This is a genomic window from Flavobacterium sp. 90 (genome assembly GCF_004339525.1).
Taxonomy (GTDB): Bacteria; Bacteroidota; Bacteroidia; order Flavobacteriales; family Flavobacteriaceae; genus Flavobacterium.
The window spans coordinates 571,638-589,007 of the sequence record NZ_SMGE01000001.1 but is presented as its reverse complement, the minus strand read 5'-3'; the positions used below and the strand labels follow the sequence as shown (position 1 = coordinate 589,007).

The 17,370-nt window shown below is 37.3% G+C and carries 15 protein-coding genes; 11 read left to right on the top strand and 4 right to left on the bottom strand.

Annotated features, from left to right (window positions below; all coding sequences use genetic code 11):
• Positions 1-194: 194 nt before the first annotated feature.
• The 3 genes from C8C83_RS02560 to C8C83_RS02550 all read right to left on the bottom strand — a co-directional run bounded on the left by C8C83_RS02560 (position 195) and on the right by C8C83_RS02550 (position 2,023).
• On the bottom strand, positions 195-521 hold the full coding sequence (locus C8C83_RS02560; protein WP_121326292.1) for a multidrug efflux SMR transporter: 327 nt from the start codon (positions 519-521) through the stop codon (positions 195-197).
• A gap of 6 nt (positions 522-527) precedes the next feature.
• Positions 528-1,391 (bottom strand): NmrA family NAD(P)-binding protein, encoded by an 864-nt coding sequence (locus C8C83_RS02555; RefSeq protein WP_121326291.1) that lies wholly within the window; start codon positions 1,389-1,391, stop codon positions 528-530.
• 71 nt (positions 1,392-1,462) lie between these two features.
• Positions 1,463-2,023, bottom strand: coding sequence for a Crp/Fnr family transcriptional regulator (locus C8C83_RS02550; protein ID WP_121326290.1), 561 nt, complete (start codon positions 2,021-2,023; stop codon positions 1,463-1,465).
• A gap of 239 nt (positions 2,024-2,262) precedes the next feature.
• Between C8C83_RS02550 and C8C83_RS02545 the strand changes: the two genes are divergently transcribed.
• From C8C83_RS02545 to C8C83_RS02500, 10 genes are all read left to right on the top strand, one after another.
• Positions 2,263-3,111 carry a universal stress protein gene (locus C8C83_RS02545; protein ID WP_121326289.1) on the top strand — a complete coding sequence of 283 codons (849 nt, stop codon included), beginning with the start codon at positions 2,263-2,265 and terminating at the stop codon, positions 3,109-3,111.
• Between the two features lie 206 nt (positions 3,112-3,317).
• Positions 3,318-4,649 carry a hypothetical protein gene (locus tag C8C83_RS02540; protein ID WP_132011643.1) on the top strand — a complete coding sequence of 444 codons (1,332 nt, stop codon included), beginning with the start codon at positions 3,318-3,320 and terminating at the stop codon, positions 4,647-4,649.
• A 63-nt stretch (positions 4,650-4,712) separates the two neighbouring features.
• Complete coding sequence (locus C8C83_RS02535) at positions 4,713-5,759, top strand: beta-ketoacyl-ACP synthase III (protein WP_121326287.1); 1,047 nt, start codon at positions 4,713-4,715, stop codon at positions 5,757-5,759.
• A 176-nt stretch (positions 5,760-5,935) separates the two neighbouring features.
• A complete protein-coding gene (locus C8C83_RS02530) occupies positions 5,936-7,030 on the top strand; it encodes a histidine kinase (protein ID WP_121326286.1) in 1,095 nt (364 codons plus the stop codon).
• 4 nt (positions 7,031-7,034) lie between these two features.
• Complete coding sequence (locus C8C83_RS02525; protein WP_121326285.1) at positions 7,035-7,790, top strand: LytTR family DNA-binding domain-containing protein; 756 nt, start codon at positions 7,035-7,037, stop codon at positions 7,788-7,790.
• A gap of 167 nt (positions 7,791-7,957) precedes the next feature.
• Positions 7,958-9,034 (top strand): adenylate/guanylate cyclase domain-containing protein, encoded by a 1,077-nt coding sequence (locus tag C8C83_RS02520; protein ID WP_121326284.1) that lies wholly within the window; start codon positions 7,958-7,960, stop codon positions 9,032-9,034.
• A gap of 69 nt (positions 9,035-9,103) precedes the next feature.
• A complete protein-coding gene (locus C8C83_RS02515; protein WP_233565984.1) occupies positions 9,104-10,342 on the top strand; it encodes an efflux RND transporter periplasmic adaptor subunit in 1,239 nt (412 codons plus the stop codon).
• A gap of 30 nt (positions 10,343-10,372) precedes the next feature.
• A complete protein-coding gene (locus C8C83_RS02510; protein ID WP_121326283.1) occupies positions 10,373-13,528 on the top strand; it encodes an efflux RND transporter permease subunit in 3,156 nt (1,051 codons plus the stop codon).
• The gene (locus C8C83_RS02505) at positions 13,528-14,937 is read left to right on the top strand and encodes a TolC family protein (protein WP_121326282.1); all 1,410 of its coding nucleotides are present in this window, start codon (positions 13,528-13,530) and stop codon (positions 14,935-14,937) included. Before C8C83_RS02510 ends, C8C83_RS02505 begins: the two co-directional genes overlap by 1 nt.
• 102 nt (positions 14,938-15,039) lie before the next feature.
• On the top strand, positions 15,040-15,825 hold the full coding sequence (locus tag C8C83_RS02500) for a hypothetical protein (protein WP_121326281.1): 786 nt from the start codon (positions 15,040-15,042) through the stop codon (positions 15,823-15,825).
• Between the two features lie 131 nt (positions 15,826-15,956).
• Here the strand turns inward: C8C83_RS02500 and C8C83_RS02495 are convergent, their stop codons facing one another.
• Positions 15,957-16,271, bottom strand: a complete 315-nt coding sequence (locus C8C83_RS02495; RefSeq protein WP_121326280.1) for a hypothetical protein — start codon at positions 16,269-16,271, stop codon at positions 15,957-15,959.
• A gap of 443 nt (positions 16,272-16,714) precedes the next feature.
• On the opposite strand from C8C83_RS02495, the gene C8C83_RS02490 reads away from it, so the two are divergent.
• Positions 16,715-17,227, top strand: coding sequence for a response regulator (locus tag C8C83_RS02490; RefSeq protein WP_132011642.1), 513 nt, complete (start codon positions 16,715-16,717; stop codon positions 17,225-17,227).
• The last annotated feature ends 143 nt before the right edge of the window (positions 17,228-17,370 follow it).

Here is a 17,370-nt window from a genome sequence, read left to right as displayed (position 1 = left end):
TTTTTGAAAGTATTGAATTAGTTAACTTGCTTATATGAAAAACCCAAAGAGCTGTTTTGCCAACAGCTCTTTTAATTTTTATGTATAATTTTGGATGATGTTTAAAATAAAAAAGGGACAGAGAAAATTTTCTCTGTCCCTTTTTTTTAATTGCATGCAGTTAAATCCTATACTATGTTTTAGCTATATGAAGTTTAATGTGTAGTTTTTGAAAAGAAATTCATTATAACTACTCCTGCAACGATTAATGTGATTCCAATTATGGCGGGCATATCCAATTTTTGTTTGAAGACTAAAACGGAAACTGCCGCTGTTAGCACGATTCCCAGACCTCCCCAAATGGCATAGGCAATTCCCAGAGGAATGCTTTTAAGGGCTAATGATAAGAAATAAAAACATGTTATATATGCCGCTACAACAATAGCAGAAGGAAGCCATTTGGTAAAACCATCAGACGCTTTCATAAAACTTGAGCCGATTACCTCAAATATAATGGCCGATGCGAGAAATAAGTATTTCATAATAATTTAGTTAATGAAAGTTTCTTTAAGATATGTTTTTAAATCAGCAGGTTTACGGCCCAATAATTCTGCCAGGTGAGATCTTGAAATGTCAAATTCCTGATTTTTGATAACGGCTGCAAATAGTGACGAAACCCATATGTCATCCTCACTCACGCCATGTTCTCTCAACTGGGATTCGAATTCGCCGGATTCAGGACTGTAATAAGCGACAGGTTTACCTGATAACACAGAAAGCATTTGAGCAATTTCTGAAAACGAATGAGAAGGAAGACCTGTGGTGATATAAATTTTATTCTCGTGTCCCTCGCTGGCTAAAACATTGGCAATGGCTTCTCCCATTTCTTCCCTTTTTGCAAACGATGCTTTCCCCTGACCGGCAGGAAAATAAATACCGTTCTCTAAAACCTGGTCTCCAACAAAATAAGGAATAGTTTCGGCGTAGAGCCCGTTTTGGAAAACAGTATAAGTTAAACCGCTTTCTATGATATAGTTTTCAGTTGTGATATAGGAGTCGGCTAACGAACCTAATTTTGATTCTTTTACCTTTTGGTTCAATGCTCCTCCAGTATAATAGATGTGTTTTACACCGCTTTCCCTGGCGGCATCAATTACATTTTTATGTTCCGATAAAGCATTTGGGCCGCTGCTGCTTATCAGCAATAATTTTGTTACGTCCCGTAATGCATTAATGATAGATTCTTTATCTCCATAATCTCCAATATGTACGGTGATTCCTTTCTGCTGAAATGACGCTGCTTTTTTTGAATTTCTCTGCAAGACCGAAATGGTATGCGCAGGCACTTGTTTTAATAAGTTTTCAATTACCCAACTTCCCAAGTTTCCCGATGCTCCTGTTACTAATATCATAATTACCTTAATTTTATCAGGCAAAGTAACTTCATCTTTTAAATGCTTTTTTTGACAAAAGTCAAAATCATTTATTTTTTTCTTATTCTGCTTAATGTTTCCTGCTTAATGCCCAGGTAGGATGCAATATGACCCAACGAAATTCTTTGTACGGCGTCGGGTTGATATTCCAGTAAAGAATTATAGCGTTCTTCGGCGGATTGCGTCTGCAGGGACATAATACGGTCTTCTAAAATTTTGCAATATTCTTCTGCCATTAATCTTCCGATGGTATTCATTTCGTTGGACTTTTGATATATTTTGTTCAGGTCACTGCTTTGAATATAATATAAAGTTGATTCTTCTAAGAACTGAATGTTTTCAGCCGACGGTATGTTGTAGAATAATGGTAAGATAGAACCTAAAATGATATTTTCAAATCCAAACCAAGAATTGATTTCCCGTTCGTCTTTTATGTAAAAAGAGCGTACCAGTCCTGTTTCGAGAATAAACAAGCTTGAAATAAGCTGTCCCGGTTTAAGAAAAAAATCACCTTTTTTGTGTGTTTTACATTTTATTTTGGTTGCCAGCAGGTTTTCGATCTCAGGTGGGACAGGACCGTATTGTTTGAATTTTTTAATAAGTGGATTCATTTTTATATTTTCTATTGAGTTCTTTCGGTTAATATATGCTGCAACTTTGGAATATGGCTCAATACATTATTGATGTATGTAATATTAAAGCAATAATTCAATTTATTTCCTCTTGATTCTATTTTCAGAAGCTAAAAATTACGTTTGGGAGCCAAATATTGATTCTACGGTAATTTTATAAATTATAGTAAAGCTTAAATCAGCAAATTTACTGTAATAATTGCTTAATTGATATATTTATGAATTCACCTTTTACTATTATAGCGGCAACCAATTTTTCTGCTATCTCTAATAATGCTGTTACTTATGCTGCAGGACTTGCAAAATCTGCCAATGCCAAATTAATCTTATTCAATTCATTTTCTTTGACAGTACACGGTTCCAATTCTCTCATTAGTGCCGAGGCGCTGCAAAAACAGATAGAGAAAGCGACACAGAGACTTGAGGCATTAGGAAGGGATATTTCCAAGCTTTACAAAATCGAAGTGAGCTGTTTCTGCAGCTATTCTTTTTTAGAAGACCAGCTGATTTCCCTAATAGATGACAGTAAAACAGATCTTGTTGTAATGGGTATGGCCGATCGTTCTGTTGAGCAGGATCTGATGGGCAATTCAACAACATCGGTAATAAAGAATTTAAACATCCCTATACTGGCAGTTCCCTTAAATGCACGATTTTTTAATATAAAAAAAATCCTTTATGCCTGTGATACATTAAGTTTTTCTTCCATAAGAAAATTTTCATGGCTCAGGGATATCCTTGATAATTTAGGTGCGGAGGTGGAGTTTTTCAGCGTAGATGAAAAAATTGATGATATGAAACAGGAACGTGGGCGAATGCTGGTAAATTTGACTTTGGAAGAGGAGTTTCAGGATGTCAAATATGTTTATAAGAGTGTCAGATCCAATGCTGTAATTAACGAAATACAGAAAGAGATCAAAATTTATGGAGCAGATATTTTAGTGATGGTTCCTCAAAAATACGGCTTTTGGGATTCGCTGGTACACAAAAGTAAGACCCGATTCATGGCGGCAGGTTTAGATATACCTTTATTATCCTTTCCGGGTTATACCGCCCTGAATCGATAGCGGCATTTGGATAAATGCCCGGAGTTATAATTTAAAGCATTAAGGTTTTTTGACCTTTATATTTTTTAAAAACAGCCATCAATTGGAACATAAAGTGTAACCTTTGGCTGGCATTATGCTGTACCTGATGCATTGCCGGGCATTGTAATTTTCAATTCTTCATTTTATACAACTCACAATATTAAAATCCTACGATAAGGCAAATAATGAAAATCAGCTATTCTAAATCTCCAATTATTCTTAGTATTCTTCCTGTATTCTTTTTTATTACAGGAAGCTTATCACTCTTTAGATTTCCACTGCCAGATCATATCGACACTTCTTATTTGATGCTGCTGTCTGCTTTATATATCGTGTCAAGTTATTTGTTCCTTATGGACAGTATTTCTGTACTTATCAGTCTAGCGTGTACCCTAAATGTAATTTTGGGAATACTTTTTTTGATAGATCTTTTTAAAATAGAATATTCACCATTGACAATACTCAGCATCGTAATGAGCGTGGCTTTTTCTGCTTTGATTAATACCCTATTATTGTTTTCCATACGAGAGAGTAAAAAATCATGGGAAAATGATGCAAAGTCTGCCGTAAGTAAGGCCATGAAAATTAACTTTTGGCTGGTGATTCTTTTCTTTGCTGCAATGTCACTGCTGTTTTCTCTTTTCTTTTTAAAGTATTCGATATTTACATCAAGAAGTTTTATTTGGATGATAGCTGTGGTAATAGCTGTACCTGTGATTAACTGCATGATGCTTCTGCCTTTTTTTGGTTTCTTTGGTCTTGGGCATCTCAATGAAGAGCGTATGCAGGATGATTTGGAACCTGCATTTTCTGAGAAGCTTCTTGTTCAATTCAATGCACGTATTGAACAGACTGCTACTGTTTTAGCATGGATTGTAAGTCCAATCATCTACAATAAGATTATTTATTTTTCCATAACATTATTGGCTTTGATATTGATTTCACTCTTTATTCCCTATTTTTTAGATATTATTTCTGAAGGTAATTCGGGTATTATTATTTTAACTGCTGCGGTATTATATTTTCTTTTAGTAGTCTTACGATACCAGAGCTATGTTCTGGCATTGGCTCCGGTTTTGGCTATAATACTTAACTTCCTTTTCATAAGTGCTGTATGTAAGGCGATATCATGGAATTGTAAATTGATAATGGATGCCACTTTTTTATGCAGCATTGCCGTAACAGTAATTGGGATTTATTTTCAAACCGACACTGCAATCCACTATTTCAGGAAGTCTTCAATGATTAAGGACGGTATATTGAATGCTACTGCAAAGTCTTTATATGTTGTATTTTCCGCAGCCTGCGTATTGATATTTGTTATGTTATCATCAGTTTATTTCACTGCGGCCGTGGGTTCTGTTTCTTATCAGGAATTAATTTTATCGGGGACCATTATTTCAGCATCTTCTTTTCTTGTACTATTTCCTGCTCCAGCCTTTCTCTGCACTTTTTTTAGCCTTGACCAATATATTACAAAACCGCGTAAGAAGAAGATAAGAAGTATTTATTTGTAAAAAAGGTCATGTTATCGGTTACTATTTGAAGTATTGAATTAAAAAAAATAAAAAATAAAAAAAATGAATGCAACAATTACAGCTATAGGAGGTTTTGTACCCACTTCAGTCTTAAATAATACAACAATTTCCAAAATGGTAGAGACCACGGAGGATTGGATTGAAAAGAGAACGGGTATAAAAGAGAGAAGAGTGGCACAGGGTAAAGACCAATGCACTTCAGATCTTGCCTGCGCAGCTATTGGCAATCTAATTAAGAATTATGAAGTTGATCCGGATGAAATCGATTGTCTGATCCTCGCTACATCTACACCGGATCATATCCTGGCGCCAACAGCAAGCAAAGTATGTGAGAAAAGCGGACTTGTAAATGCTTTTGGACTGGATCTTAATGCTGCCTGCAGTGGTTTTTTATACGCTCTGGAAATGGCAGCAAGTCTGATTGAAAGCGGACGTTATCAAAAGATTATTGTAGCTGGTGCTGATAAAATGAGTTCAATTGTTGATTATGAAGACCGCAATACCTGTATACTTTTTGGTGATGGTGCCGGGGCAGTTTTTTTAGAAAAAACAGATTTAAATTACGGTATGATGAAAAGTATTTTACGCACAGACGGCAGCGGCACCTCTTCTTTATTTGTGCCTGCAGGAGGGTCAAAATTTCCGGCCAGTATGCAGAGTCTTTTACACCGCAGGCATTATATCCAGCAGGAAGGCTCGTTGGTGTTTAAAAAAGCTATTGAATCGATGAGCAGTGTTTCGGCCGATGTTCTGGCCAGTAATGACCTTACTATTAATGATATTGACTGGATAGTACCGCATCAGGCCAATATAAGAATTATTAATGCTGTTAGCGAAAATTTAAACATTGCTGCTGAAAAGGTTAAGGTGAATATTGAAAAATACGGGAATACCACATCGGCAACCATTCCGCTTTGCTTGTGGGATTTTAAAGACGATTTTAAAGAGGGACAAAATATATTAGTGACTACTTTTGGAGCGGGTTTTTCCTGGGGGGCGACCTGTATTAAATGGGGAGTGATGAGAAAACATAAGACTTTGAAAGAATCTAAGACCACCAAAAAACTTGAGCATGCCTTGGTGCGTTGAATTTACTGCCGGAGCAAGGAAAGAATAGTGACAAATCTGAGGACTGCCTTTATAGCGGAAGGATATATTTTCTTTGTCCAGAATCTGACAAAAATATTTAAAGGGAAACAGACCGGCTGTTTTTTTTACCTTTGTCTGTATTTAAACTTATAATTACTGCTATTATACAATAATTTATGAATTCAAATGTTCAAAACCAGGTGATTAAAACGAATTTTTTCTATAAGTATTATAGAATTATAGTTATACCTGTAGTTTTTATGCTGTATCTTTCATCTTATTTTTTTATGGATCCCTATAGGGAAATTGGTGAAGATTCGTTGCTGGCTTTAGACTGGACTATTGATATTTTTGTAATACTATTGTATTGTGCTGTTCTTACCGAGCTTAGTCTCTTTGTGGGACGGAGCCTTAATTATTGGATCAGCTGGGAACAAAAACCTATTTTCAGGGCTTTTGCACAATTCTTATTTATTATTGCCGGTAACATTCTGTTGAATTATTTATTTTCTTATTTATGGGAATTTTTATATCCCTGGACAGCCCTTAAGCAAAGTGAACTTCTTGTAATATGGCAGTCCAATTTAATGGCTGCGATATTGTCCCTCTTTATCAGTTTTATTCACACGGGTATCTTTTTACTAAACCGCTGGCGTATCACTTCTGAGGAAGCAGCGGAGCTCAAAATTAAAACCTCTCAATTGCAGGAAGCAGTAACCAGATCAGAATTAGAATCGTTAAAACTCCAGCTTGATCCTCATTTTATCTTTAACAATTTCAGTACCCTTACAGAATTAATTCATGAAGACCAGCAATCAGCCGCTTCATTCCTGGAGAACATAACACGGGTGTATCGTTATATGATTTCAAATCTGGATAAAGATACCATCACTGTAAGGGAGGAAATTGAATTTCTAAATGCGTATTTTTATCTTTTAAAAAAACGACTGGGTGAAAAAGTAGCATTAAAACTGCAGATAGATATGGCTTGCCTTGATCTTCATCTGCCTCCATTAACATTACAGCTGCTGGTTGAAAATGCGGTGAAACATAATAGTGCGACAATAACCCATCCCCTGATTATCTCTATTTATTCGGATCTTGGAGATCTGGTGGTACGTAATAACCTGCAGCCAACATCAGGTAAAAACTTTACTTCTATGGGAGTCGGTAACAAAAATATTGAGTTTAGGTATAAAATTTTGTTTGACCGCATGCCTGTTTTCTCGAATTCTAATGGTTTTTATTGTGTGCGTCTGCCCTTAATTTAATATTATGAAAATTTTAATTATAGAAGATGAAAGTATCAATGCCAACCGTCTTAAGAGGCTGTTGGAAGAACTGGAACCTGATTGTGAAATCCTGGAAATAATTGACACTGTGAAGGGCGCTGTGAACTGGCTCAATTCGCATGATATGCCCGATTTGATAACGATGGATATACGGCTTGCCGATGGTATCAGTTTTTCGATTTTTGAGGAAGTAAAAATTACCTGTCCCGTAATATTCACTACCGCTTATGATGAATATGCGGTAAGAGCTTTTAAAGTAAACAGTATCGATTATATCATGAAGCCCATCGAGAAAAATGAACTCGAACAGGCACTGCTGAAATTCAGAACCCTGTCAAAAGGCAGCAATAGGACCGATGATATTGCCGGAATTCTTAAAAGTTTCATCAATAAGCCTTCATTTCGACTACGTTTTCTGGTAAGTTTCCGTGATGGTTATAAAAGTGTTGATGTTGCTGATATTGATTATATCTATTCAGAGTTTAAAACCTCACACCTGTTTCTCAAAAGCGGCATCGCAATACCCATTAGTCAAACCATGGAGGAGCTGGAGTTAGAACTTGATCCCGACATTTTTTTCAGGGCCAACAGGCAGTTTTTCATCCGTGCGGAAAGTATTAAATCAATAGCCAACTATTTTAATGCCAAGCTTAAAATAAGGCTTAAAGAAAATCCTGAGGCCGAGGTGATTATCAGCAGGGAAAAAGCATCGCTTTTTAAGCAGTGGATGGATCGTTAGCCTATCTCTTAAGATTCATCTTAGATGGTATAATATACTATTGGGTTCCTTTAATAACCGTTTGGGTGATACTTATTTCAATTTAAGACAGATCGTGTTTTAATTTTGCTGCATATCGTTTTTCGAACCTGTATTTTTTTGTTCGGATTGCATCAAAATTGTACAGAATGAAATATTCTTTAAAAACACTATTAAAACTCAGAGACTACGTACAGATTATAATGCTTTGGGTAGGGGCATTTATTTTCTATATTTTTATGACCTACAGCATGATTGATGATTCTTATTTTCTTGATCATGGGTTTAATGTCAAGGATTTTTTAATATCGGAACTTACCGGAGCTTTATATGTAGGGGTCTTTATGGGCACCAATCTTTTTCTTTTGCAGCAATATGTCTATCCTCGTTTTTTTTACCGTTACGGCATACTGCTTACTTCAATTCTCCGGAGTTTTTTGTTTATAGTGGTGAGTTTTGCAGCGCTGCTCATTGTTATTGAACTTAATAAAATACATTATATTACTATTAATAATTTATTTGCTCTGCAGGTCAATGCAAAATGGCTGGTATGTTTTACTTTTTACTGTCTGCTGGTTCACATCTTTATTACACTTTTGCAGGCTTTTCGCCGAAGGCTGGGAAATAGTTATTTCAAAAGTCTTTTATACGGTCATTATAGGATTCCGGTTGTGGAGTACAGGGTTTTTATGTTTTTGGATATGTATGCGTCCGTAACGGCAGCTGAAGAGGCAGGACATTACAATTACAGTCTTTTACTGCAGGAATGTTTTACGGATCTATCAGAAATATTACATGAGCATGAAGCGGAAGTCTATCAGTATGTGGGTGATGAAGCCGTAATAACATGGAAAGTCACGCATGGCTTTAAAAGGCGGCAATGTATAAAACTCTATGAAGCTTTTGCCGGCAGACTATTAGATAAGAAAGATTTTTATCAGGATAGATTTGGTTTGGTTCCCAGGTTCAAAGCCTCGATTAACGAGGGGCTGGTAACGGTTGCTGAGATTGGACAAATAAAGACCGAGATTGCCTACCACGGAGATGTGCTCAGTACAGCAGCCCGCGTTCGTGATTTATGCAATTTATATCAGGCGGATCTCCTTATCACACAATCTTTTTTCGAACAATTATCTTCTTTTGAAAAGGAGCAATTCACTTCCATAGAACCAACAGTGCTGCGTGGTAAAAAAAAGGCTGTGGCCATATACAAAACCTGCAGTTGAAATTTTGCAATTATCCTTTTCATTTACTACTGCCACCTGATTTTCTCGGTTGTCAAATTGTTCGTTTCAGTGCCAAAAATATACGTTTGGGTAAAATTCTGCAGATTAAAAGATGTTTTGAGTTGTTCTTTTGCCGTCAAATTCTATGTATTCACTAAAATGAAAAAAATGACAAAACAGTTTTCTCAAAAGTATAAAGCACTCTGCGCAGGGGTAGTTTTATTGATTATCATCAGCTTTTCTTCATGTGGTAAAGGCGGACCTGGCGCTGAAGCTTTTGCAGCCCCAAAACCTGAAGTTGATTTTTTTCAGGCTTCATCATCTACGGGTGAAGTAGAAAAAAAATATCCGGGCAGTATTGAAGGTACAGTCAATGTTGATATAAAAGCCCAGGTTTCAGGTTATCTGGAAGCCATCTATGTCAAAGAAGGCGAGTATGTAAACAAAGGCCAGTCCTTGTTTAAAATCAAGGCTGATGTATTTGCAGAGCAGGTTAACAACAGCCGTGCGGCTTATAAAAATGCTTTGGCAAACCTGGCAAACGCCAAGCTGGAGGTTGAAAAAATAAAACCGCTTGTAGAGGGAAAAGTATTTTCGGACATGCAGTTAAAAACAGCACAGGCCAATTACGAAGCAGTATCAGCACAGGTTTCCCAAGCAAAAGCAGCCTTAGGATCTTCACAGCTTAACGCTGATTTTTCTTTAATCAAAGCCCCGGTAAGCGGTTACATCAGCAGGATTCCTAATCGTGTAGGGAATCTGGTTACCCCTGCAGATGCAGTTCCTCTAACGATTCTTTCTGATATTAATACCGTTTTTGTTTATTTCTCTTTGAGTGAATCTGATTATTTGTCTTTTGCGAAAGATTCAAAATCAAATCAAACCGTAAGTTTAATTATGGCAGACGGCAGTTTGTATGAGCAGCATGGAAAACTTGAAGTAGCCAGTGGAAATATTGATCGTACAACAGGTACTATTTCATTAAAAGCAGTATTCCCAAATCCAAAAAAGCAATTGCGCTCGGGAGGTTCTGCAAGAATTATATTGAACAACAGTTTGTCTTCGGTAGTTACAATTCCAATGGCGAGTGTGAAGGATATACAGGATAAATTCTTTGTTTATGTCTTAAAACAAGGCAACAAGGTAGCGATGGTCCCAATTGAAATAGCAGGCAGCGCAGGTACAAATTATTTTGTAAAAAGCGGTGTAAAAGCCGGTGATAAGATTGCCTTGAACAGCATCGATGTACTTTATGACAGTATGGAAGTAGTTCCAAAGACGGCTTCAAAAGCAGTAAGTACTAAGTAATTTTTTGGTTTTAATATAAATAACATTTCCATGTTAAAAAAAATAATAGACAGGCCTGTATTGGCTACGGTTATCTCCATTGTATTGGTGATATTGGGTATCATAGGTCTTACAAGATTATCGGTAACAAGATTTCCCGATATTTCGCCTCCAACGGTAATGGTAAGCGGTTCTTACCCTGGAGGTAACAGTGAAACGGTTATTCGTTCTGTGGTAACACCGCTTGAAGAACAAATTAACGGGGTTGAGAATATGCAGTATATAAAATCTACTGCCAGTAATGATGGATCTTTTTCTATCAGCATTATTTTCAAACAGGGAGTAGATCCGGATCAGGCTGCAGTAAATGTGCAGAACAGGGTGCAGCAGGCTACACCAAAACTTCCCCAGGAAGTGATCAGAATGGGACTTACAACCTCCAAGCAGCAAAACAGTATGATTGTTATTTTCAATCTTTATACTGAAGACAACAAAAAATATGATGAGTTATTTTTGCAGAATTATGCCAATATCAATTTGGTTCCGCAGATTAAACGTGTTCCGGGAGTAGGTCAGGTACAAATTTTCGGGCAGAAAGATTATTCAATGCGTGTATGGCTGGATCCGCGTAAAATGGCCAATGCAGGACTTGTACCCTCAGATGTCACTCAGGCTATTGCAGACCAGAGTTTGGAATCGGCTCCCGGAAAATTGGGAGAAGAATCAAGAGCAGCTTTAGAATATGTTATCAGATATAAAGGAAAGAAAAACAAACCGGAGCAATATGAAAATATTGTTGTTAAAGCCGAAGGAAACAATATTTTAAGACTTAAAGATATCGCCAGGGTAGAATTTGGTTCGATCTCCTACAGTGGTGAAAACAAATCGAATTCAAAGAATGCCGTTACGATGGCCATTTTGCAGACATCGGGTTCGAATGCAAATGATATCGAAATCGGTATTAATAAAGAAGTGGAGCGATTGTCCAAGTCTTTTCCTCCCGGTATTAAGTACACTAATGTAATGAGTACCAAAGAAAGACTAGATGAAGCAACAGGGCAGGTTAAATCTACTTTGTTGGAAGCCTTTATTCTGGTTTTTATTGTGGTGTTTATATTTCTTCAGGATATTCGTTCTACCATTATTCCGGCTATTGCCGTTCCGGTTGCTATCATAGGAACGTTTTTCTTCCTGCTTGTTTTTGGATTTACTATTAACATCCTGACGCTTTTTGCTTTGGTTCTGGCCATTGGTATTGTCGTCGATGATGCTATTGTTGTGGTCGAAGCCGTTCACAGTAAAATGGAAGAAGATTCGAGCCTTACGGCCAAGGAAGCTACCCACAGTGCTATGGCGGAAATCACGGGAGCTGTTATTTCTATTACCCTTGTAATGTCTGCGGTGTTTATCCCGATTGGTTTTATGACAGGATCCTCAGGGATTTTCTACAAGCAGTTTGCCTATACACTGGCTATTGCCATTATTATTTCAGCTGTAAATGCACTTACGCTTACACCAGCATTGTGCGCCCTTCTTTTGAAGAATAACCATAGCGGTAAAGAGCATGCAGATCACCACAAAACAGGATTTAAAGAGCGTTTTTTCATAGGCTTCAATACAAGTTTCAACAATTTAACGGGCAGGTACATTAAGGGAGTCCGTTTTCTTATTGGCAGAAAATGGCTTGCCGCAGGATTAGTTTTAACAATTAGTGCCATAGCTGTCGTGATGATGATTTCCACTCCAAAAAGTTTCGTTCCAATGGAAGATGACGGATTTATGCTTTACAGCTTGTCAATGCCGCCCGGTACAGCTTTGGACCGTACAACAGCGGTAGTACAGAAAATGGAAAAAGAGCTAGCCGGCGTGGAGGCTATTGATGTCAATACCAGTATTACAGGTTTTAATATTTTAAGTAATAGTGCCAGTACCGCTTACGGATTAGGATTTATAAAACTAAAACCTAAAAAAGACAGAGGAGCAGTAAAAGATATTGACGAAGTACTGAATCTGGTGAGCGGTAAATTGTCTGTTATAAAAGAAGGTTCTATCATGGTACTGAGAATGCCTCCGGTAGAAGGTTTTGGTGTAACAAGCGGTGCCGAAATAGTGCTTCAGGACAGGACGGCGCGTGATCCGGCAACATTAAAAGCGATGGCAGATAAAGTGATCGGTGAAATTATGCAGCAGCCCGGCGTACAGTATGCCTATACGACTTTTAGAGCAGATTATCCACAGTTAGAGCTGGAAGTAGATGAAGAAAAGGCTGCTCAGATGGGGGTAAATGTGCGAGAGCTCCTAGGTAATATCCAGACTTATTTTGCTGGTGATCAGTCGGCAGATTTTTCGAGATTTGGAAAGTTTTACAGGGTAAATGTAAAAGCGGATGGAGTTTTCAGGACAGATCAGGAAGCTTTCAACGAAATATTTGTTCGAAATGCCAAAAAGGAAATGGTTCCTGTAAAATCCCTTGTTAAACTCCGTAAAGTATATGGTCCTGAATCGGTAAACCGTTACAATCTTTATAATTCGGTTAATATTACAGCAGTGGCGCTGCCGGGATTCAGTAACGGACAAATCATGGGGAACCTTGAAACAGTACTGAATAAACTTCCGTCTGATTACAGCTATGAGTGGACAGGATTGAGCCTTGAAGAAAAAATGGGAGGAAATCAGACGATAGCCATATTTGGACTATGTCTTCTTTTTGTTTTCTTTTTACTGGCTGCGCAGTACGAAAGTTACCTGCTGCCTCTTGCCGTATTACTTTCTATCCCAACAGGAATTTTGGGTGCATTTGCAGGAGTTAAAGCAGTAGGATTGGATAATAACATTTATGTTCAGGTCGGATTAATCATGCTGGTGGGATTATTGGCTAAAAATGCCATTCTTATTGTAGAATTTGCCCTTCAGAGGCGCTACGCAGGATTATCCATAGCCGAGGCAGCTATAGAAGGTGCAAGGTCAAGATTAAGACCTATTATCATGACCTCCCTTGCTTTTATTGTAGGGATGATTCCGTTAATGTTTGCCCATGGAGGAACCGCAGTAGGAAACCGTTCAATTAGTGTAAGTGCTGCTATTGGAATGTTCAGCGGAGTGGTTCTGGGAGTTTTTGTCATTCCACTGCTTTTTATACTCTTCCAATACTTACAGGAAAAAGTATCAGGTAAGAAAATTGTAATTCAAACTATAAAAGAAGAATAATGAGAGCATTATATACTATTGGAGTTTCTTTATTTGCAGGTGTTTTGTTAACATCCTGCGTGGTAGGGAAGAAATATACCCGCACCGATTTAAAGGCTCCCGAAAAATATCGTGAAGAAGTAACAGTAACGGGGGATACTATTCTGCTTCCCTGGAAAAATTATTATAAAGATCCTCTGCTTGTTGATCTTATTGAAAAAGCCCTCGTTAAAAATAACGAGGTGCTTATTGCCATGAAAAGCATGGAACAGCTCGATCTGACTTACAAACAGGCAAAATTAACTTTACTGCCAACGCTTGATTTTGATGCAGGAGCAAGCCGCAGTTATCAGTCTAAAAATTCACTTAACGGATCTTTAAGTGCGCAATTTACAAGTAAAGATTACATAGACGATTACAGTGCCAATCTCAGAATGTCCTGGGAAGCTGATATCTGGGGTAAAGCAGCAATGCAGAAAAGAGATGCCAAGGCTGGTTATTTTGCCCAGAAGGAGAATCTTTCGGCACTTAAAACCAGAATAATTGTTCAGGTGGCACAGTCTTATTATAACCTTTTAGGACTCGACGAGCAGCTTAAAATTGCGCAGAAAAATATCGATTTGAGTACTAGTACCCTCAACATGATGCAATTGCAGTATAATTCGGGAGCCATCAGCTCACTGGCACTGTATCAGACTGAGGCCCAAAAGAAAACAGCAGAATTGCTGGTTCCTTTGGCAAAGGCAAATATAGCGGTTCAGGAAAATGCCCTGCAAATTTTATGCGGTGAATATCCTAATAGTATTGCACGCTCAGGAAATCTTAACGCCGCCGAATTTAATGTTGTTTTATCCACAGGAGTACCTGCTTCACTTTTAAGCCGAAGACCCGATGTTAAAGCTGCTGAATATGCCGTTATGTCTGCCAATGCTAAAACCGGACTGGCAAAAGCCACGATGTATCCAACGCTGAGCCTGAGTCCTTCAATTGGAATCAGCTCTTTTGAATTTGATACCTGGTTTAATTTTCCGGGTTCTGTGACTAAAACCATAGCGGCTAATCTGGTACAGCCCATTTTCAAAAAACGCCAGTTGAGAACGGCTTATGAGATTGCGGTTCTGGAACAGGAAAAGGCGGTTGTTCAGTTCAAACAGTCTTTTATTGTAGCTGTTGGTGAAGTATCCGATGCGATGTCAAAAGTAAAATATGCAGATGAGCGCATGAATCTAGCCACTGAAAAGGCCGTTTCTCTGGAAAAAGCCACTACAGATGCCAATCTGCTGTACAAAAGCGGAATGGCCAATTATCTGGAGGTAATAACTGCTCAAAACAGTGCACTTCAAAATGAGCTTGATGTGGTTGCTATAAAATTAGAAAAATTAAATGCGGCAATAAATTTATACCGCGCCCTTGGCGGCGGAGTAGAATAAGGTTAATTCTAAAAAATTCATCATCTGTATCAATTATGGTACGGGTGGTGAATTTTCCGGTTTTTAAACTTTTAGCGCAACTTGTAATTATTTTATTAATTTATGGAGAAAGTTTTTTTTACCCGATTAGAACTTTACAACCTGGTTTGGAAATTCTCTATCGCTCAAATAAAGAAGGATTATGGTATTTCCAGTATGGGAATAAAAAATGCCTGCCACAAACTCAAGATTCCTTTACCTAACAGTAATTATTGGCTAAAGCCCAATTACAAAAGAAGTAATGTACCTGAACTATCAGAATATAACAGTGAAAACGACCCAATCGGAATTTTAAAAAAGACATATGAAATTCAATTAAGGAGTACCTCTAAAACAACACCTTTACTTGACTTGATCAAAAGTATAGAAAGTGATCCCAATGCACCTTTGGCTGTTCCGAATAAACTTACCAAGCCATGTAAATTAATATTAAATACCAAAACATATTGGAGCAATAAGCAAAACCCTTCGAACCCAAGTAAAAATTTTTCCAAAGTTCTTGATATAAACGTAACTCCTCAAAATATACCCAGGGCTTTATTATTTATGGATGCTTTTATTAAGCTGCTGCAATACAGGGGACACAAGTTTGAAAAAAGCAGTAATAAAACAGGTACTATTTTTATGAAAAATGGTATTGCTATCGATATTTATCTTAGGGAAGCTTTAAAAAGGATAACACCTGAAGTTTTTCAGGATTCTGCCCAATATGTCCATACAAATGAATTTATACTGCAAATTACTCGACATTCTTATAAAAAAGAATGGCGTGACGGCAAAATTTCGTTAGAGAATAGTCTTGCCAGAATTGTAGCTAAGCTCGAGATGATAGCCGGTGAAGAAAAATAATGGGGAGCTGTAAAATTGATTTGCCATTTATTTGAAAAATTTATATTCAGTACCAAATTTTAATACTCCTACAGGAGTAGATTGTCTGGGGAAATAATGTAAGATTAATGTATCTCCGATCTTTTTATTTGTTATTTCAAAGCCCTATCCTCAACCGAGCTGCTTCCTTGACCTTCAGATTCGACAACTTCTAATTGGCTGGGCTTTTTTGAAATCTTAAAGGATGAAATTACTATTGTTTTCGAATATAAAAATGCTTGCTTCCTTTTCGATTTCAATATAATCAGCTTTAGTACTTTAATTAGAAATGACTGGGCACTCATCCTCTGCCTCCTCTTAGTTAATAAGAAATCGACTGTATTGCCAGACCTATCAGCCCTATATAAAATAACACCATTGCCCTTTAATCTTAATATAAGTCTCGTCCATTCTTCAACTACTGCCAACTTGTACTTTGCGTTTTTTCATTTGCATCTCTACTAACGATGCAAACTTATACCCAGCGCTGAATGCCAGCATGATCAACATGAACTCCTCGCATTTTCATGATCTCTTCAACATCCCGATAGCTTAATGTCAGCCTAAGCTTAAAATATACTGCCTGCAATATAATAGACTTCGGATAGCAATGACCTTTCGTGTTCATTTTTCGATGGGTTTAAATTCCAAAGACAAAAGTTATTCTCAGATGCGACAGAACCAGTTTTTTACTTTATGAATGTTTTTATAACATTTTAAAAGTGATTTTTTAGGTAAAAATACTTACTTTTACAAGCTAGATGTTCCACGAATGTAATCGATCGCTTGAGGATTGACAGAGGCTAAATGTTTTTTTGATAACACCTGCAGTTTATATCCAATTTTGAACTGTAATTAAAAATGAGAAATCATGTTAGAACAGCAAAACTTACAAAAGATCATTTATTTAGCAGATGATGATGAAGACGACAGAATGTTATTTTTTGATGCGGTGCTGGATTTAAAGCTTCCTGCTGCTGTAACGGCTGCTGAGGATGGGATACAGCTTCTCGATATGCTTTCACAGGCTGTAAAGCAGCTTCCTGAAATTATTTTCCTTGATATTAATATGCCGGGCAAAAGTGGTTTTGACTGCCTTGAAGAAATCCGAAGTGCGAAAGGCGATCTGAAAAAAGTGAAGATTGTCATGCTCTCCACCAGCAAAAATCCTGACAATATTGAACTATCCTTCGAACTTGGTGCTGACCTTTATGCTGTTAAACCGAGTACTTTTCAAGGATTGAAAAATCTGCTGCAGAAAATTTTTGAAATGGACTGGAACAGCGTTAAAAAAAAACGATCGAAAATTCCTGCTGGCCTGAATATCATATATATATATATCTTCAATTTCTTTTGTGGATTAAAATCAGCGTCTATAGTATAATTATCATGATTTTGCCAATATTCTTCCCAATTTATTTGCTGCTGACGTTTTTTAGGCTTTGCGTTCGGTAGGAAAATCGAAGTATAAATGTTCGATTTTACAAAAAAATCAATAGAAAAACTGAACTTAAATTTAGGACTTCG